Genomic DNA, 17,090 nt, shown 5'->3' with positions numbered 1-17,090 from the left:
GGGGGGGTGTCCGGGCCCCGCGCCCCCCCCCGCCGTGCCACCCGGGGGGGGCGCCGGGTTCCCCCCCGGGGGGGGGGGGGGGCGCCGCCCCCCCCCCCCCGGCCCCCCCCGGGGGGGGGGGGGCCCCCGCCGCCGGCTGTGGGACGTCCCCGGTCAGGACGCCGTGTCCGCCGACTTGTTGACGTCGATCGCCCGCTCCAGCAGCGCCGGGTCGGCCAGCGTCCCCGGGTGGGCGCGCATGTACGCCACCGCCTTGAAGGCGTCGGCGACGGTCTCGTCCGTCAGAGAGGCCTGCATCAGCTGCCCCATCGCCCACTGCTGCTGCGACGCCTCCTCGTCCTGCGCCGGCTCCGCGTCGCCCGCGCCGCTTCCGGCGGAGGGTCCCCACAGGGCGTCCGTGGCCACCTTCAGCAGGTCGAAGTACCAGGCCGCCGGGAGGCCCAGGTCGGGTTCACCGGTCAGGTAGGCGGAGAGACAGGACGCGTGCAGCGCGGCCGACGACATGCCCTGGCCGAACGTGGCGTTGAGCGAGGCCACCGCGTCGCCGACGCTGACCAGACGGGCCGGGTAGTGCGCCAGCCCCACGAAGTCACGGCGCCGGTTGTCCGCCTGCCGGAAGTTCAGGACCTCGCGGGTGACGGCTCCGCCGACGGCCTTGCCGAAGGCGGGCGGCAGTTCGTCGCACAGCGACCGGAACTCCTCCAGCGTCCTGGGCGGCTGATGCCCGCCGTGGACGACCAGGCCGACCATCCACTGGTTGTCCTCGATCGGGATGAGCAGGCCCGCGGTCAGGCCGCGCGGTCCCGGCTGTGCCGGGAACATGGTGCCGGTGAACGCCGGTGGCGCCGCGTCAGGTCCGGTGGCGCGCTCGAACATGGCGGTCGCGTAGTGGATGCCCGTCGGCACCCGGTGCAGGGGCGGCCTGCTGTAACCCGCCTGCTCGACCCAGTCCGGAAGCCTGCTGGCACGTCCCATCGCGTCGACCACGAAGTCGACACGCACGGCTTCTTCCTCGACGCCGTCCACCACGAAGCGCACCGCACTGACGGCACCGTTGTCGTACTCCAGCGCCGTCGCCTGCGCGGTGACCTTCCGCACGTTGGGCAGAGCGAGCACGCGGTTGCGGACGGCGAACTCCAGCAACGGCCGGCTGCAGTTGAGGGTGTGCACGTCGCGGCTGGGCAGCTGCTCAATGCCGTCGATGTACATGACCGACCGGTCCGGCGCGAGGGAGACGGCGCCCAGACCCTTCAGCTCTCCGGTGATGCCGGGCAGCCAGCGCTCCAGCTGGTCGACCCCGCCCGGAAGTATGCCGTGCACCTGGCGGTCCTGCGGCACTCCGTCGCGGGGCAGCCCCTGCGGGTCGGTGCGGTCACGCTCGATGATCACCACGCGGCGGGAGTGGTCCGCGAGCACCCTCGCGGCCAGCAGTCCGGCGATACTGCCACCCAGCACACATGCGGTGTCGAACAGGACGGGTGTGTGCTCGGGGGGCCGCACCTGGACAAGTCTGTCGAAGACGTCGACAGGCGACTCGGTCACAGATTCTCCTCGGGTATGTGGTGACCACGTCACCACCAGATGGTCCGCTGCTGCGTGAGCGGTTCCGGCCGCCGGCCGGCACGGAGAGGCACGGGGCGGCACACACCCATATTACTTGTCACGTAAAGCAAATTCCAGATACGTATCACTGTGTCATCGGTCGAGCAGGCCGGCCTCCCAGGCCCAGGCGGCGATCTCCACACGATTGCGGGTGGCGAGTTTGGACTGCACGTTGGCGAGATGCGTCTTGACCGTACCTACCGAGATGAACAACGCGGCGGCGATCTCCGCGTTGGTCAGCCCTCGGGCCACCAGACGGACGAGTTCCAGCTCGCGGGCCGACAGCACGCTCCGCGCCGACTCGGAACCGTTCCTGCGAGGCTTCAGGTCCTTGAGCAGCCGCACCGTGACGGAGGGGCTGACCAGCGCCTCACCCGAGGCGGCCGCCCGGATCGCCTCGACCAGCAGGGCGGGTCCGGAGTCCTTGACGAGGAATCCGCAGGCCCCGTCGCGCAGGGCCTGGTGCACGTATTCGTCGTCGTCGAACGTCGTGGCGATGACGACCTTCGGCGGATCGGCCGCCCCCGGGCGGGTCAGCCGGCGCAGCGCTTCCAGTCCGTCGAGTCGGGGCATGCGAATGTCCATCAGTACGACGTCGGGGCGCAGGCGTTCGGCGAGTTCCACTGCCTGCACCCCGTCCGCCGCTTCGGCGACGATCTCGATGTCGTCCTCGGCCGACAGCAGCATGGCGAATCCCGCACGCACCATCGCCTGGTCGTCGGCGATCAGCACACGGATGGTCATGAGACCGCCCGCACCCTGGCAGGGGCCGACGGAAGCGTGGCCTCGACACTCCAGCCTCCGCCCGGCCGGGGGCCGGCGTGGACGTGGCCGCCGATGAGGGCGACACGTTCGGTCAGGCCCTTCAGCCCGAAGCTGCTCCCGGAGTGGTGGCGCACGCCACGGGCCCGTCCGTCGTCACTGACACGGACAGTGAGGCCGCCATTGGCAGCGCGGGCCGCCTGGACGAGTACCTCCGTGGACCGGTGGGAGTGTTTGCGCACGTTGGTCAACGCCTCCATCACCACACGGTGGGCGGTGGTGGAAACCTGAAGAGGCAGGTCGTCGAAGGTGCCTTCCATCTCGAGCCGGGCCCGCGGACCGCCGACCGCGGCGAAGCCGTCCACGAGCGTGCGCACGTCGGCGATTCCCGCCAGCGGTGTGAGGGCCGGACCCCGCTCCCTCTCACCGGGGTCACGCAGCATTCCCACCATGTGCCGCATGGACGCCAACGCCTCGGCTCCCGCCTGCTCGATGCGCTTGAGCGAGGGACCGACGAGTTCGGGCCGCCGCTCCGCGATCGCCAGCGTTCCCTGAGCCTGGACGACGATGCCGGTCACATGGTGGGCGAGGAAGTCGTGCAGGTCCCGGGCGAACTCGGTGCGCTGTTCCTGACGCAGTGCCTGCGCCTGACGGCGCCGGTCCGCTCTCACCAGACGCCAGGCGGCACCGACGCCGGACACCGCCGTCGACCCCATGGCGAGGAAGAGCGCGACGGTGACGGTGAGTTCCTCCGCGCCGACCGCGACCGGGCGCAGCACGACCGCGGTCCACAGCAGCGGGGGAACGGCCCACGACACCCACCACCGCCGGGCGCGCACGGGTACGAGCAGCAACAGCCACAGCAGCGCCGCCGGTTCGGACAAACCCAGCGCCGTGCCCGGATCGGTGTCGCCGCCGGCTCCGGCGTACAACACGACCGAGACCGCCAGTGACGCGATCCCGATGAGGCCGGCGACCGACGGAAGTGTCCTGCCCCCCAGCCACGGGGAGGCGAGAACGGCGCACACCGCGAGCAGGGCCACACCGAGCTTCGCGAGGCGGGCTCCCTCGGGTGCGAGCAGATCGGCCTGCCAGTCGAACAGCAGCGCCCAGCCAAGTATCGCGGTCCATGCGGCCCAGGCCACCCACGGCAGTGCACGCTGCACACGTGTCGTCGCACGCCGCGGTGTGCTGTTCGCCGTTTCGGAACCCGGCGCCGGCCGCGGTCGGCCTGTGTGCCACGGAATCCGAATCACTCGGCGGACAAAGGCAGTCATGGCGCCCGATGGGCTTCTGCGGTCCATCACACCAGGAGCATGCCATGAACCCGCGAGCACGTGCCTCGGTCCGGTGGGCGCCCGCCGCGGTCGGCCGAAAGGAGTAGTGGCGGCCGTGGAACCGGCCGTTCGCCGGATCCGGCGGCGGGGACTGCTGCGGCAGGGTCATGGACACCGGAGAGGGTCCGCCGTCGCACTCGCGTGGATCCCCAACGGTCAGATGCGTTCAGGCCGACTTCACCACCCTGTCCCCACGCCCAGTACGGGCCGCCGGACACCAACCCGAGGAATTCACGTCATGGGCGATGTCAACTACCGGTTCGAGGCAATCCCGGTCCTCGGTCCCCTTCTCTGCCTGCTCTTCGCCTTCCTCGCTGTACAGGCGATCCGCGCAAGGGCCGGGGCGGGATGGGGGTGGAGATTCGTTCCCCTCCGGTTCGTGACCGCGTTGTACCTGGCCGGCGTCATCGGATTCACGTTCTTCCCCTTCCAGATCATGTACGGCAGATACGCCGACGACATCGACTGGACCAACCAGATCAACTGGTACCTGCTGGTGACACTCGACCCGAGCGCCGTACCCAACATCGTGATGACCGTTCCGCTGGGAATACTGCTCCCGCTGCTGTCGGGGCGCGTCACCTCCTGGCGGCGTGCCGCCGTCTACGGTGCCGTCTTCAGCATCACGATCGAGGTCTCGCAGGTGCTGGGCTGTGTGCTCTTCAACAACTACCGAGGGGCCGACGTCAATGACGTACTCGTCAACACCCTTGGCTGTGTGATCGGGTACGGCATCGTCCGGTGGGCCCTGACGACGCGCTTCCCCGGCGACCTGCTGCGGCGCCTGGCGCTGCCCGCCTCCGCCGCGGCAAGGGCAGGACAGCACACCGTGCCCCCGGCTGCCGACAGCGGGAGTGCCGCCAGGGTACGGTGAGGCAAACGTATGAGCAAGTTCGGCGGTGACTACACTCCGGCCATGGACCTTCACAACCCAACCCCTCTGGCCGTCACGGCAGTCGACACCATCGAGAGCGTCAGCGGCACCTACCCCGGGACATCGCCGCGTGCATGCCCGAGGTATGTGTTTCGATGCCACCTTCACTCCGTCCGGCGAGGCCGCTTCCCTCACGACGGCCACCCACCTCCAGGCGGATCCGGTTCCTGCCGTCGTACGTTTCTCGAACTCGAACACCAACCCGACCGTGCCCGACGGGATCAGGGCCGGCCGTGGGCTCGCCGTGCGCTTCCTGCTCCCGGACGGCACGGACACCGATCTCGTCTCCGTCCACATCCCGGTGTTCTTCGCGGCCACCCCCCAAGAGTTCCTGGAGCTGCTCGGCGCCCTGAAGAAGGACCCCGTCACGGGGGCACCCGACCCGGCGAAGGTCGCGGCGTACGTCGCGGCACACCCGACGGCGGCCCGCGGGCTGCAGGAGGCCGGCCGAATGCCCATTCCCGTCGGATACGGGACCGCCCGCTACTGGGCCATCCACGCCTTCTTCTGGGTCGACGCCCAGGGCGGGCGCCGCGCGGTCCGTTACCGCTGGGAGCCGGACGCGGGGCTGCGGGAGTTGTCGGAGGAGGCCGCGGCCGGCAAGGACGCCGAGTACCTGGCGCGGGAACTGGTCGAACGCCTTGCCGACGGCCCCGCGGGCTTCACGCTCCGCGTCCAGCTCGGCCAGGACGGCGACCCCACGGACGACCCGACCAAACCCTGGCCGGCCGACCGCCCGGAGATCGTCGCGGGGCACCTGCGGATCACCGGCCCGGTCGCGGACCAGGAGCACTGGGCGGAACAGGTCTACGACCCCACCCGGATCACGCCGGGTGTCGAACTCTCCGACGACCCGGTCCTGGCCTTCCGCAGCCAGGCCTACGCCGTCTCCCACGAGCGCCGGGCGGCCCACCGCTGAGTGCGCCGGGGCCGTGACCGGCGGCGGGATCCGGCAGTACGTCGGCCGCCCCTCGGTGGGAGTCGGTGGGGCACAGCGATGCCCCGCCACGGGGAGGGGCGACGCGCAGTGGCTCCGGGTCTCCACCGCGCACCTATCGTGCCCGGAATCATATGGAATGCCACCGTATGATGCCGATCATGGCCACATCTCTCCCCCTCAGGATCGTCCGGCGCTCACCGTCGTACTGGCGCGTGACGTTCGACAGCCCCCCGATCAACCTGGTGACCTACGAGGTCTTCGCGGCACTCGGCGACCTCGTCGACCGGATGGAGGCGGACGAAGACCTGAAGGTGGTGGTCTTCGACAGCGCGGATCCGGATTTCTTTCTGGCGCACTTCGACATGCTGCCGCCCGAGGTGCCCTACACCGGGCCCACCTGGCGCGACACCACCACCCGCATGGCCCGGTCCGCTGTCATCAGCATCGCCTCCGTCCGCGGCCGGGCACGCGGGGTGGGCTGTGAGTTCACGCTCGCCTGCGACATGCGCTTCGCCAGCCTGGAGAACGCCGTGCTGGGGCAGCCGGAGGTGGGCGCCGGTGTGACGCCCGGCGGCGGAGCCACGGAACGGCTGCCCCGGCTGGTCGGACGGGGGCGCGCGCTGGAGATCATCACCGGGGCCGACGACTTCGACGCCGCGACGGCGGAGCGGTACGGCTGGATCAACCGCGCACTGCCCGATGCCGAGCTGGACGCCTATGTGGACCGCCTCGCCACCCGCATCGCCTCGTTCGACCACAAGCCGCTGTCCGAGGTGAAGGCGCTGGTCAACCGGTCCACCCTGCCGTCCGACGCGGACCTGGAAGCCGGCCAGAACACCTTCCGCGCCTCGCAGACCTGGCCGGAGGCGCACACCAGGATCGGCCGGCTCATGGAGCGGGGCATGCAGCAGCGCGGTGAACTCGAACTCCGCCTGGGCGAGCACATCGCCGAACAGTAGGACCCGGCCACGGCGCCGTGGCCGGGGTCAGGACGAGAGGTGGCGCGCGAACCAGTCGACGGCCGCCGTGCCGGCCGTGGCGAACTCCTCCAGAAGGGCGAGAAGTGTCCGCCCGGCACGGCGCCAGTCGGCGATCTGCCGCCACGGGTCGACGTCCTGGCGTGGCGTGCCGCCGCTGGATCCGAAGGTGCGATGGTCGTGGGCCAGTGCCACGAAGCCCGCCTCCGAAGGCCCTGGCGAAGGGCTCCGGTCGCTGGTCCTTGATGCCGCCGAACCCGCTGGTCATGGTGATGGCCGGTCGTGGCGTCGGGGGTCCGTCCGGCACGAGGAGCCGGCCAGCGTGGCTCCTCGGCGGGTGTCTCCCCGTCGGTACGGGTGAACGTCATCGCATACGCCTTTCCCGGGCAGTCGAGGAAAACGGGGCCCTCGGCTCCGGTCCGAAGGCCCCGCGTCGGTTCCGGGCGGTGTCCGTGCCCGAGCGGCCGTCCGTGGCGGCTACTCGGCCAGCCGGCGCCCGAGGTCGAGTTCCACACCGTCGGGCTTCTGGAGCCCGCGCTCGAACAGGGAGCGCACGCGGTGGGCGTTCTCGGGACGCCCCGCGGACTTGAAGTAGGCCATGAGGCTGGCGCCGTGGGATTCCTCCGTCGGCAGGGACTCGGCGTCCACCAGGGCCTTGGTCTGGGCGACGGCCGACTTGTCGAAGCCGGCGATGCGGCGGGCGAAGGCGTCGACGAACCGCTCCAGCTCGCCTTCCGGGAGAACACGGTTCACGTAGCCGTACTCGGCCGCGAGGTCGGCGGGGAAGTCGTCGCCGCCCAGCAGGATCTCCAGGGCGCGGCCCCGGCCCACCAGGTGGGGCAGCCGGCCGCTGGGGTTTCCGCCGGGAACCGATCCGACACCCACCTCGAACTGACCGAGGACGGCGTTCGGGCCGGCGAACCGGATGTCCGTCGCCAGCACGAACTCGCTGCCGCCGCCCCGGGCACGGCCGTTGATCTCGCTGATGGTGACGGCGGGCACCTTGGCCAGGCGGTACATGTTGTCGGCGTACGGGTGCAGCCCCGAGGCCGCCGGCTTCATGGCGGCCACGCGGGAGCGGTCCGACAGGAAGTCCCAGTGCGCCATGAAGAAGTCCGGGTTGACACTGCGGAAGACGACGGCGGTCAGCTCCGGGGCCTGCTCGATGCGGGTGACCAGCTCCGCGAGCTGCTCGACGGTGTCGGGGTCGATCAGGTTGACCTCCCCGTTGGAGAAGGTGATCCGCCAGTAGGACGGGCTGACCTCTTCGACGGCGAACTGCTCATGGCTGCTCATGCGGGATTGCTCCTTGCGGTGACGAAGTGCGTTTCCGGTGCTGAGCGTCGACGACGTCCTCCGGACGGCACAGATGCTGAAACCTGTTTTCCAACTTAGCATCTGAATTGGAAAAACCGTCTCAGGGATAGGCTGGTCGTATGACGAACAGGAGCCCTCACCTCGGCGCGGAGGGGACACGTTGCTCGATCGGCCGCGCCCTGGAGGTGTTCGGCGACCGGTGGAGCCTGCTGATACTGCGCGAGGCGCTCCAGGGAGCCACCCGCTTCTCCGACTTCAGAGACCGCCTGCAGGTGGCGAGTGACGTCCTCACCCACCGGCTCGGCACCCTGGTCGAGGGCGGGGTGCTGGACAGACTCCCCTACCAGGAGGCGGGCAGCCGCACCCGGATGGCCTACCGCCTGACCCCTGCCGGACAGGACCTCATGGTGGTCTTCGGCGCCCTCCAGCAGTGGGGCGACCAGTACTGTCCCCACCCCGACGGGCCGCTCGTCGGCCGGGTCAGCCGCACCGACGGCCAAGCCCTGCACGTCGCCTTCGTCGACGAGCAGGGCCACGAGACTCCGCTGCGGGACGTCGACCTCGGCGGCCCGGTCGACGCCTCTGCCGCCCGCCGCGGAACCTGACGGGCCGGCAGCGGTCAGATCAGGCCGGCCCGGTAGACCAGCAGGGCGATCTGGACGCGGTTGTTCAGTTCGAGCTTGGCCAGGATGTGGGAGACATGCGCCTTGACCGTCGGGATGCTCAGATACATCTCGGCGGCGATCTGCGCGTTCGTCTTCCCCTCCGCGACGGCGAGGGACACCTCGTGCTCCCGGGCGCCCAGCCGTCCGAGCAGTTCCCGTGCGTCGTGGACGTCCTGGCCGCCCGGTCCGGTTGCCCCGCGGGTCCCGGTGGCGCCCGGTGCCGCCCGGTCCTCGTCGGGAGACACGGCGACGGTGTCGACGAGCTGGCGCAGGGCCTCCGGGGAGAACACCGGCTCCCCGGAGGCCGCCTTGCGCAGTGCGGCTACGAGGTCCTGCGGCTGGGTGTGCTTGAGGAGAAACCCTCCTGCGCCCGCCTGCAGGGCACGCAGGACGTAACCGTCGGTGGCGAGCGTGGTGAGTATGACGATCTCGGGGGGCTCCGCGCGGGCCCGCAGGACACGGGTGGCCTCGATGCCGTCCATGAGCGGCATGCGGATGTCCATGAGGACACGTCTTCGCCACGGCGTTCGCCGGACTCGCGCTCGCCACCAGCGGCACCCCCGCCCCACTGATCGCCTCGATGGCCGACGCTCTCGCCGCACAGCAGAACCCGGACGGCGGCTTCGGATACACCGTGGGGGTACGGCAGAGCGACGTCGACGACACCTCCTACGCCATCGAGTTCCTGCGTACGGCCGCGCCGCGGACGCACACGGCGACGATCGAGCGCGCCGAGGCCTATCTCCTCGCCCGGCGCAATCCCGACGGCGGATTCCCCACCTTCGCCGCGGGCGCTCCCTCCGAGGTGGCCATGACGGCGGCGGTGAACGCGCTGGCGGGCAATCCTGCCCACCGCGCGGTCGCGGAGCGGGGGGTCGCGTTCATCGTGAGCCAGGGTGGTCCCGCCGGCGTGCTGGAACGCGGCTGGAGCCGCAACCTCACCAACGCCGTCTTCCGCGCCACGCTGGCCTGCGCCACCGTCCGTGACGACGCGCCCGCCGCACTGCGCAAGGCGGCGTCCGCCTCATCGGAACCTGGCTTCTGGTCTCCTGCCAGGCCACCGCCGTGGACGACGGCGAGGTGGTGCGACCGTACGGTGAACACCCCTTGAGCCTGATCATGTACACCGCCGACGGGTACATGTCCGATCACGACCCCGGACCGGCCGCTGTTTGACGAGGAGCGACAGGAGTACGGACGGCCGGAGGAACTGGCCGAGGCGGCACGCCACTACCTGGCGTACACCGGCACGTTCCGGGTGCCGGACGGCGACACCGTTGTGCACGAGGCCGCCCTGTGCCTGTACCGGTACTGGATGAGCAACGGCCAGACGGCGGGCGACGCGGACCGCGCCCCGTCACCGAGCGGTCGGCCAGAGCCCGGCCAGACGCCACCGTCGGAACCGGTTCGACGTCCCCACCGCCGGATGCGGCCGGTGGGCCGTCACTCGGCGGTGTCGCGCAGCTGCCTCAGCAGGATCGCGAGTTCGAGTCGCTGCCGTCCGGCCGGAGGGCCGAACGAGAAGCCGAGCCGGGCCTCGGCCTGGGCGAGCCGGGCCGTCACGGTGCTGTGGTGCCGGTAGACCTGGGCGGCCGCCTTGCGGGCCGAGCCGGTCGCGCAGAAGGCGGCGAGTACGGTCAGGGTGTCCGCGCCGTGAGGGTCGGTGGCGAGTGCGTCCAGCACGCTCACGTCGGCGACCTTCGCGATGTCCTCCGCGCGCAGCCGTGCCGCGATGGCCGCCAGCGCGCCGAGTTGTCCGGCCTGGACCACGGCCGGACGCGGACCTTCCCGGGTCGCGAACCGCAGCGCCGTACGGGCCTGCCGCCAGGACTCAGGCGCGTCGATCGCGGGCAGCGCGTCCCCCACGCCGATCCGCACTCCCTCCCCCGCCGCTTCCCGCAGGTCTGCGGGCAACGAGCGGGTGAGCACCACGTGCACAGGCCCGATCGACGCGCTGCGCACACCCGGATCAGCGGCGGCCAGGGCGCGCAGGAGGTGTCTGAGGTCTCCGGGCGCGGCGGCCACGGCCAGGACGTGCACCCCGGCCGACGGGTCGAACCGCAGCAGGCGCACCGCCCGGGCCCGCTCGGCCTCTCCGGCACTGGCCGACAGCGCCAGCTCCACCAGGGCCTCGTCGCCCGGTTCGGGCAGCGGACCGCGCGTGCGGTCCAGTAGGAGCGCTGCGGCGAACGCGAACCGCTCCAGCAGGATGGTGTCCAGCGCGAACGGTTCGCCGACGCGTTCCAGCCACACCCGGCTGCTCGGGGAGATCTCCCGCACGGCGGGTCCGACCGGCTCAGGGGTGTGGGCGATGACCTGCCCCGCGGCATCGGAGCGCAGGCATACCCCCAGTTCGCAGTCCGCGACGCCGACCGCGCACTCGGCGAGGCGGGCCGTCTCGCGTACGAGAGTGCGCAGCGTGGCCCGGGTGGAGATCAGGGTGTCGAAGAACGCGATCACCCGCACGGCGTTCTCCGCATCGGCGTCGAGAGCTGACAGACGCAGGAGCAGGCCATTCACACGGCGAAGCCTACGGCATCCGCCAACCGGCGGATGCCGCCGCCGGATGACCGCCGGATGACGGCTGGTCGGCCACCCGGCGACTCACAGAGACTGGGGGTGCACCCCCCAGGAGGAACAGACAATGCCGTACTTGTTCGACCCCGAGCTCGCTCCGTGGGTGCCACTGCTCGCCGACGTGGACTACGCGAACGTGGCGAAGATGCGGGCACAGGCTGAACTCATGGAACCCGCGCCCTACGACCCGCCGGCCCCGGTCGACGTCCGGGACATCACGGTGCCGGGCTTCCAGGGCGCCCCGGAGGTCGGCGTGCGCATCTACACGCCCGCGAACCGCACCGGGAAGCTGCCCGGTCTGCTGTACATGCACGGGGGCGCCTTCGTCATCGGGCTCGCGGACTTCTTCCACACCGAGACGGTCCGCATCGCCGCCGAAGTGGGCGCGGTGGTGGTGTCGGTGGACTACCGCACCGCCCCGGAGCACCCCTTCCCGGCGCCTCTGGAAGACTGCTACGCCGCCCTGTGCTGGTTCGCGGAGCACGCCGACGAACTGGGCGTGGACCCCGACCGGATCGGTGTGGGCGGAGAGAGCGCGGGCGGCGGCCTGGCCGCGGCCGTCGCGCTGTTCGCTCGGGACCACGACGGGCCCGCTCTGAAGATGCAGTACCTCGGTGTCCCGGTGCTGGACGACCGGCTGGCCACGGCCTCCATGCACGCCCTCATCGACATCCCCGGCTGGAACCGCCGCAACGCGGAACTGTCTTGGGACTACTACCTCGGTGGCAGGGGGCTGCGCGGCGGCGACGACGTCAGCCCGTACGCGGCACCGGCCCGCGCCGAGGACCTGGCCGGCCTGCCGCCCGCGTACATCACGGCCTCCGAGTTCGACCCGCTGCGCGACGAGGATCTGGGCTACGCCCGGCGGCTGATCATCGCGGGCGTGCCGACCGAACTGCACCACTTCCCCGGCACTTTCCACGGCGCGGCCCAGCTGGTGCCGCAGGCAGCCGTGAGCCAGCGCATGATCGCCGAGGGGCTCGACGCGCTCCGTCGCGGCCTGTAGGCCGGGCAGACCGACGTCCCGGTGTGAGTGACGCGTACCCGGCCGCCTCTGTCGAGACGCGTCCTCTGGTGCACAAAGCACAAGCAGGCACCTTTACCCATTCCAGTAATACAAATAGGTGGGACTCTCATGACTTTTTCCCTGGACACCCTGCCGGCGGACGATCCGCTGTGGAAGAAGAGCGGCGCGCTCTACGTGCCGTCGGGCAAGGGCCCCACGGTGTGGGCGGTCGGTGACGTCTACACGATCAAGGCGACGGGCGCGCAGACCAACGGCGGCTTCGGCTTCATCGAGGGAACGATTCCAGCCGGCGGCGGACCTCTCGCCCACGCACATCCCGATCGCGAGGAGACCTTCTACATCCTCGACGGGGAACTGGAGTTCCTCGACGGGGAGAAGACGTTCACGGCGGTCGCGGGGGACTTCATCCACGTTCCCCGGGGCGTCCGGCACCGGTTCACGAACAAGGCGAACCATGCCGCACGCATGATCTTCATGTTCACTCCGGCGGGCCCCGAGCAGATCATCGCCGACTACGCAGCTCCGGCCCGGCCGGGCGAGCTGCCGCCGGCGATCATCGACGACGACCAGCTGGCGCGCTACCAGGCCATGAACGAGCTCGCGGGCACCATCATGCTCCCCGAGTAGTCCTGACTCGTCGTCACACCGTTCCGGAGTGGGGGAATTCGGAACGCCGAACGAAGCCGTGACGGGGCTCCCGGGTTTCCGGGAGCCCCGTCACGTGCTGTCCGTGCGGTCGTCCGCGGGGCGGCCCTGCGCGTACGCGCCCCCGGCCGCCTCGACCGAGCGCTACTCCCGATGATCTTCACTCGTCACCGCACGTCTGCTGGAGGACAACGGCTTCACCATCGAGTGGAGCTCCGCCGGCTTCCCGACCGCCTTCGTGGCCACCTACGGCAGCTCCGGGCCCGTCCTGGGCTTCAACGCGGAGTACGACGCGCTGCCCGGCCTGTCCCAGAAGCGCGGGGTCGTCACCCACGACCCGCTGGTCTACAACTACGACGCCTACGGTCCCACCTACGGTGCCGGGCACGGCGACGCCCACAACACCCTGGGCGCCGGCGGCACGGCCGCCGCCATCGCCGTGGCCCATGCGATCCGTCCCCAGGGCCTGAAGGCCACGGTCAAACTCTTCGGCAGCGCCGGCGAGGAGCAGCTGGTCGGCAAGGCGTACGCGGTCAAGGCCGATGTGTACGACGGTCTCGACGCCGTCCTCGACTGGCACCCCTTCAACATCACCGTGCCGTTCTGGAACACCACCAGCGCGCTGATATCGGCCACCTTCACCTTCCTCGGCGCCTCCGGACACGGCGGCACACCGCTCGGGAACAAGAGCGGCCTGGACGGCGCCCTGCTGATGGCGACGATGTCGGAGTACCTGCCTGCCCGCCGGGCATCCCGAACCACAACGGGGGCGTCACCGCGACGGCCGCCACCGGCATCGGCCATCAGGCGCTGCTCTCGCCGCACGCTCGCGGCCGCCGCCGTCGACCTCATCGAGCAGCCGACCGACTGGCCGCCATGCGGCAGGAGTTCAAGGAAAGGACGTCGGGCATCCAGTGGGCCTCGATGGTCCCCGACGGCACCCAGCCGCCGCTGTACGAACCCCCCGCGGACTTCCTGCGCGAGACCGGCCAGAGCTGGCCGCCCCCGGGTGTGACGTGGCACGTTCCGCAGGTCCTGGCGGCGGAGTGCTCGGCACCACCGGCCCGAACCTTCCGCCCGTCACCTGATCCGGCCGACCGTCACCGAGCACAGAGAGCAACCTGGCAAGTACCCACGGCGAAGCCTCTCTGAGGTGTCACCCGCTGGAGCTGCAGCCGCAGACCTAGGGTGACAAACTGCTGCAAAACGGGCTGCTTCGCGGCTCGGTGCGGTCCTGGGAAAGGAACGGCGAGACATGTCCAACGACCAGGTGATCTCCGAACTCCAGCTGTCGGCGTCCGTGGAATCGGCCGTCATCAACGCCCCCCTCGATGCCATCGACATCCCGGACTGGCTGCTGCACCTGCCCGACGCGGAATACCAGCGCTGCGCGCCGCCGGACCACAAGGCGTGCGGTGCCACCACCACGGACGACGGGCGCCCCATGTCGATCAACGTCGAGGAGATCGCCGGCGGCCTCATCATCCAGCACTACGTGGCCGAGGTGCAGGAGCCGCATCACTGCCGCATGGTCTCCCTGTCGGACGTGCAGACCCCGGGAGGGTGGAGCAAGGTGCAGGTGGTCTGGGACCTGAGCGTGGTGGAGCAGCCCGACGGCACCTGCCTCTACACCAATGACATCGGCAGCCGGCCCACCCAGGGGTTCCTGGACATGCTCGCCGAACAGGCCCTGGACTTCGCGGAAGTGGCCGCCAAACGTCAGGTCGGCGTCGTCGCGCACAACCAGCTCGAAACGCCGTTGTACGCCGCCAGTATGGAGCGCAAGGCGCTGGCCGCACGCTCCGCCTGACCTACTCCGGCGGCGTGGGGGTGTCGTGGGTGCGGTACATCGCCTGGACGTCCAGCTCCAGTTGGACCGTCGGGCCCACCACCGCGATGCCCCGGGCCAGCATGGACCGCCAGTTGAGGGTGAAGTCGTCGCGGTGCAGCTCCGCGGTCGCCTGGGCCGCACAACGGAGTTCCTCGCCGTAGCCGCCGTTGACCACGCCCAGGTACGTGGTGTCCAGAGCGACGGAGCGGCTCACACCGTGCATCGTCAGGGCACCCTGCACGGCCCACTTGGTGCCGCCGCGGTAGACGAAGCGCGTGCTCGCGAACTCGATGTGCGGGAAGTTCTCGACGTCGAGGAAGTCGGCGGAGCGCAGATGGTTGTCGCGGGTGGTGTTGCCGGTGTTGATGCTGGCGGCATCGATACGGAGGCGGACGTGCGACTGCGACATGTCCTGAGCGATCTCGATGCCGCCCTGGAAACGGTCGAACCTGCCGTGGACGTGGGCCATGCCGACGTGCTGGGCGATGAACCGGATCGCCGTGTGCGGCGGGTCGAAGAGCCAGGTACCCGGGTCCGGCAGCATCTGGTGTTCGGACGGCTCCAGCCAGATCCTCTCGGCGGGCGCCGCCGTTCCGGCGATGATGTCGATCATCTCGTGGTGCGGCTTCAGCCCGTCCGTCGTCGCCAGCAGTCCGTAGCGACCGGGAGGCAGTGCCGCGAGGAAGAGACCGTACGGGTCGGTCGTGCCCCGGGCGGTGACACGGTTCGTGTCCTGGGCGGTGATGACGATGTCCGTGAACGGCATCGGGGCGCCGGTCGGGTCGACGACCTCGCGGACCAGCGCGCCCGCCTGCGGAGGCAGCGGATGGGAGAGGCCCGCCGCCTGGTCCGCGGCGCCCTGGGACCACCAGCGCCGGAGCTGTGCGAGGACCATGTCGTTCACCTTTCTTCGCGCACGCGCCACGCCGCGAGCAGTATTCCGCGCTGTACCGGACGTCGGCGGCCGCATGCCGACCGAGTCCCGAGATACGTGTGCCAGACCGTGGGTTCACGGGGCGGCGTCGCAGGTCAGTGTATCCGCGCGTGGATCACGGACATGTGGACGGGCCCCACGGTACGCGTGTGGGGTGCCCCCGCCGGACAGACCGGCGGGGGCACCCCACATGTATCGCGAACCAGCGGGCTACGGCATCAGTCCACCGACAGGGTGAAATCGACCGTCGCCGTCCTGCCGGACCGTGCCGAGACCGCCTTGCTGCGCTTGGCGTATCCCTCCTCGGTGACCGTGACCGTCCGGGTACTCGCCTGCGACCACACCCCGTACACCCCGTGCCGGTCGGTGGTCACCGTGACGGGGCTTTCGCCCCGCCCCGACAGGGACACCGTCGCTCCGGCGAGCGTCTTGCCCGTCGCCGCGTCGGTGACCGTCCCGGTGATCTCCGCCCACGAGGCGGGGGCGCTCGCCTTCAGGCCAACCCGGACCGGCTGCGGCACGTACGGCGTGTCGGTGATCATGTTCAGGTCGGCGGCGTAGGCACCCGGAGCCGTGAGGACCCTGGCGTCGGCCGTGACCGTGATCTGCTTCGACTGACCGGGGGCCAGCTCCAGCGTCGTCCGGTTCTCCGACAGCCAGTCCACGTCCTCACCGGTGCAGCCTCCGAGGCCGGGGAGGACGGCACCCTGGACCGATCCCGAGAAGGACGCCGTCGCTGCTATCCCGCCGACCTGTAGGGCAGGCATGCGGTGCCCTGCCCCGCGAACTGGGTCGTGCCGGGCGCGTCGGGCAGCGCGGTCCAGATGTCCAGGGCGGGATCGTACTGGGCGACATGCCGGGTGTTGCCGAATCCCAGAACGTAGGAGTCCACAAAGCCGCCCACGACCTGGAGTTCGCGGCCCGCTTCCAGTTGCCGGTCCGCACGTGGCCTGACCCAGAACCTCGAGTATCCCGGGCGTCCGACGACCATGCCGGTGCTCTTCCTTGACGACGACGAGCACCAGGGCCAGCTCCGTCGATGCCTGACGGATGCCTCGCTGCCTCTGGAACTTCGGATCGTCGGTGCCTTGAGCCGGCTCTACGGCCTGTCCCTCATTCGCATCGTCCACCTGACAACCGACGGCTTCCACCAGGACGAGCGCGGGGCCCACTTCACCTTCGGCAAGAACCCCGTACTCCTGCCACCGACGCTGGCTCGCCTCATCGAACAGCAGATCACCACAGGCCGGTCGCGCGCCGCCCTGGGACCGCTTACCACCAGCGAGCATCCCGAACTCCTTCTACCCGGCCAGCCCGCCAGTCGCCCTCGCAGCCCAGAGGCGCTGTCGGCACAACTCGTGAAGCACGGCCTGCCCACCATCGCCGCCCGCAACACGGCCTTGTTCGGCATGGCTGGGGAACTACCGCCGATCATCATGAGCGATCTCTTCGGCGTTCACAGGAACACCGCGACTCAGTGGGCGGCGCTCGCCCAGGACAGCTGGGCCGGGTACCTCGCGGCTCTCGAAGCCACCGAATAGG

20 protein-coding genes and 1 pseudogene are annotated in these 17,090 nt (G+C 70.5%); 11 read left to right on the top strand and 10 right to left on the bottom strand.

Annotation, left to right across the window (positions count from 1 at the left end; genetic code table 11):
- Positions 1-153: 153 nt before the first annotated feature.
- The 3 genes from ACGFZQ_RS36605 to ACGFZQ_RS36595 all read right to left on the bottom strand — a co-directional run bounded on the left by ACGFZQ_RS36605 (position 154) and on the right by ACGFZQ_RS36595 (position 3,509).
- Positions 154-1,542, bottom strand: a complete 1,389-nt coding sequence (locus ACGFZQ_RS36605) for an NAD(P)/FAD-dependent oxidoreductase (protein WP_393843985.1) — start codon at positions 1,540-1,542, stop codon at positions 154-156.
- Between the two features lie 153 nt (positions 1,543-1,695).
- A complete protein-coding gene (locus ACGFZQ_RS36600; protein ID WP_393843984.1) occupies positions 1,696-2,346 on the bottom strand; it encodes a response regulator in 651 nt (216 codons plus the stop codon).
- On the bottom strand, positions 2,343-3,509 hold the full coding sequence (locus ACGFZQ_RS36595; RefSeq protein WP_393843983.1) for a sensor histidine kinase: 1,167 nt from the start codon (positions 3,507-3,509) through the stop codon (positions 2,343-2,345). Before ACGFZQ_RS36595 ends, ACGFZQ_RS36600 begins: the two co-directional genes overlap by 4 nt.
- A gap of 571 nt (positions 3,510-4,080) precedes the next feature.
- On the opposite strand from ACGFZQ_RS36595, the gene ACGFZQ_RS36590 reads away from it, so the two are divergent.
- The 3 genes from ACGFZQ_RS36590 (at position 4,081) to ACGFZQ_RS36580 (ending at position 6,534) form a co-directional block, all read left to right on the top strand.
- Positions 4,081-4,575 (top strand): VanZ family protein, encoded by a 495-nt coding sequence (locus ACGFZQ_RS36590; protein WP_393843982.1) that lies wholly within the window; start codon positions 4,081-4,083, stop codon positions 4,573-4,575.
- 25 nt (positions 4,576-4,600) lie between these two features.
- A complete protein-coding gene (locus ACGFZQ_RS36585; protein WP_393843981.1) occupies positions 4,601-5,554 on the top strand; it encodes a catalase family peroxidase in 954 nt (317 codons plus the stop codon).
- 179 nt (positions 5,555-5,733) lie between these two features.
- Positions 5,734-6,534 carry an enoyl-CoA hydratase/isomerase family protein gene (locus tag ACGFZQ_RS36580; protein ID WP_393843980.1) on the top strand — a complete coding sequence of 267 codons (801 nt, stop codon included), beginning with the start codon at positions 5,734-5,736 and terminating at the stop codon, positions 6,532-6,534.
- A 27-nt stretch (positions 6,535-6,561) separates the two neighbouring features.
- Here ACGFZQ_RS36580 and ACGFZQ_RS36575 read toward each other — a convergent pair whose 3' ends face one another.
- On the bottom strand, positions 6,562-6,747 hold the full coding sequence (locus ACGFZQ_RS36575; RefSeq protein ID WP_393843979.1) for a hypothetical protein: 186 nt from the start codon (positions 6,745-6,747) through the stop codon (positions 6,562-6,564).
- A gap of 282 nt (positions 6,748-7,029) precedes the next feature.
- Entirely contained in the window at positions 7,030-7,848 is an 819-nt protein-coding gene (locus ACGFZQ_RS36570) for an enoyl-CoA hydratase/isomerase family protein (RefSeq protein ID WP_393843978.1), read from the bottom strand.
- A gap of 140 nt (positions 7,849-7,988) precedes the next feature.
- Between ACGFZQ_RS36570 and ACGFZQ_RS36565 the strand changes: the two genes are divergently transcribed.
- On the top strand, positions 7,989-8,474 hold the full coding sequence (locus ACGFZQ_RS36565) for a winged helix-turn-helix transcriptional regulator (protein ID WP_393843977.1): 486 nt from the start codon (positions 7,989-7,991) through the stop codon (positions 8,472-8,474).
- A 14-nt stretch (positions 8,475-8,488) separates the two neighbouring features.
- Here ACGFZQ_RS36565 and ACGFZQ_RS36560 read toward each other — a convergent pair whose 3' ends face one another.
- Complete coding sequence (locus ACGFZQ_RS36560) at positions 8,489-9,037, bottom strand: LuxR C-terminal-related transcriptional regulator (protein WP_393843976.1); 549 nt, start codon at positions 9,035-9,037, stop codon at positions 8,489-8,491.
- Between the two features lie 77 nt (positions 9,038-9,114).
- Between ACGFZQ_RS36560 and ACGFZQ_RS36555 the strand changes: the two genes are divergently transcribed.
- Entirely contained in the window at positions 9,115-9,645 is a 531-nt protein-coding gene (locus ACGFZQ_RS36555; RefSeq protein WP_393843975.1) for a prenyltransferase/squalene oxidase repeat-containing protein, read from the top strand.
- Positions 9,600-9,804, top strand: a pseudogene (locus ACGFZQ_RS36550) (lipocalin-like domain-containing protein); the annotation flags it as partial. The gene ACGFZQ_RS36555 and the pseudogene ACGFZQ_RS36550, both read left to right, overlap by 46 nt.
- Before the next feature lie 173 nt (positions 9,805-9,977).
- On the opposite strand, the gene ACGFZQ_RS36545 reads toward ACGFZQ_RS36550, so the two are convergent.
- Positions 9,978-11,054 carry a helix-turn-helix domain-containing protein gene (locus ACGFZQ_RS36545; RefSeq protein ID WP_393843974.1) on the bottom strand — a complete coding sequence of 359 codons (1,077 nt, stop codon included), beginning with the start codon at positions 11,052-11,054 and terminating at the stop codon, positions 9,978-9,980.
- A gap of 124 nt (positions 11,055-11,178) precedes the next feature.
- On the opposite strand from ACGFZQ_RS36545, the gene ACGFZQ_RS36540 reads away from it, so the two are divergent.
- From ACGFZQ_RS36540 to ACGFZQ_RS36525, 4 genes are all read left to right on the top strand, one after another.
- On the top strand, positions 11,179-12,117 hold the full coding sequence (locus tag ACGFZQ_RS36540; protein WP_393843973.1) for an alpha/beta hydrolase: 939 nt from the start codon (positions 11,179-11,181) through the stop codon (positions 12,115-12,117).
- 129 nt (positions 12,118-12,246) lie between these two features.
- Complete coding sequence (locus ACGFZQ_RS36535) at positions 12,247-12,765, top strand: cupin domain-containing protein (RefSeq protein ID WP_393843972.1); 519 nt, start codon at positions 12,247-12,249, stop codon at positions 12,763-12,765.
- Positions 12,766-13,021: 256 nt separating this feature from the next.
- Complete coding sequence (locus ACGFZQ_RS36530) at positions 13,022-13,798, top strand: hypothetical protein (RefSeq protein WP_393843971.1); 777 nt, start codon at positions 13,022-13,024, stop codon at positions 13,796-13,798.
- Between the two features lie 240 nt (positions 13,799-14,038).
- On the top strand, positions 14,039-14,593 hold the full coding sequence (locus ACGFZQ_RS36525; protein WP_393843970.1) for a hypothetical protein: 555 nt from the start codon (positions 14,039-14,041) through the stop codon (positions 14,591-14,593).
- 1 nt (position 14,594) lies between these two features.
- Here the strand turns inward: ACGFZQ_RS36525 and ACGFZQ_RS36520 are convergent, their stop codons facing one another.
- The 3 genes from ACGFZQ_RS36520 to ACGFZQ_RS36510 all read right to left on the bottom strand — a co-directional run bounded on the left by ACGFZQ_RS36520 (position 14,595) and on the right by ACGFZQ_RS36510 (position 16,539).
- The gene (locus ACGFZQ_RS36520; RefSeq protein WP_393843969.1) at positions 14,595-15,509 is read right to left on the bottom strand and encodes a YceI family protein; all 915 of its coding nucleotides are present in this window, start codon (positions 15,507-15,509) and stop codon (positions 14,595-14,597) included.
- 257 nt (positions 15,510-15,766) lie between these two features.
- Positions 15,767-16,315, bottom strand: a complete 549-nt coding sequence (locus ACGFZQ_RS36515) for a carboxypeptidase regulatory-like domain-containing protein (protein ID WP_393843968.1) — start codon at positions 16,313-16,315, stop codon at positions 15,767-15,769.
- Positions 16,288-16,539 (bottom strand): hypothetical protein, encoded by a 252-nt coding sequence (locus tag ACGFZQ_RS36510; protein WP_393843967.1) that lies wholly within the window; start codon positions 16,537-16,539, stop codon positions 16,288-16,290. Before ACGFZQ_RS36510 ends, ACGFZQ_RS36515 begins: the two co-directional genes overlap by 28 nt.
- On the opposite strand from ACGFZQ_RS36510, the gene ACGFZQ_RS36505 reads away from it, so the two are divergent.
- Positions 16,538-17,089, top strand: coding sequence for a hypothetical protein (locus tag ACGFZQ_RS36505; protein WP_393843966.1), 552 nt, complete (start codon positions 16,538-16,540; stop codon positions 17,087-17,089). The genes ACGFZQ_RS36510 and ACGFZQ_RS36505 overlap by 2 nt on opposite strands.
- The last annotated feature ends 1 nt before the right edge of the window (position 17,090 follow it).

Source organism: Streptomyces sp. NPDC048254, from assembly GCF_043201895.1.
Lineage (GTDB): Bacteria > Actinomycetota > Actinomycetes > Streptomycetales > Streptomycetaceae > Streptomyces.
Note: the sequence above shows the minus strand (reverse complement) of the source record. Positions and strands in the feature narration are given on the sequence as shown.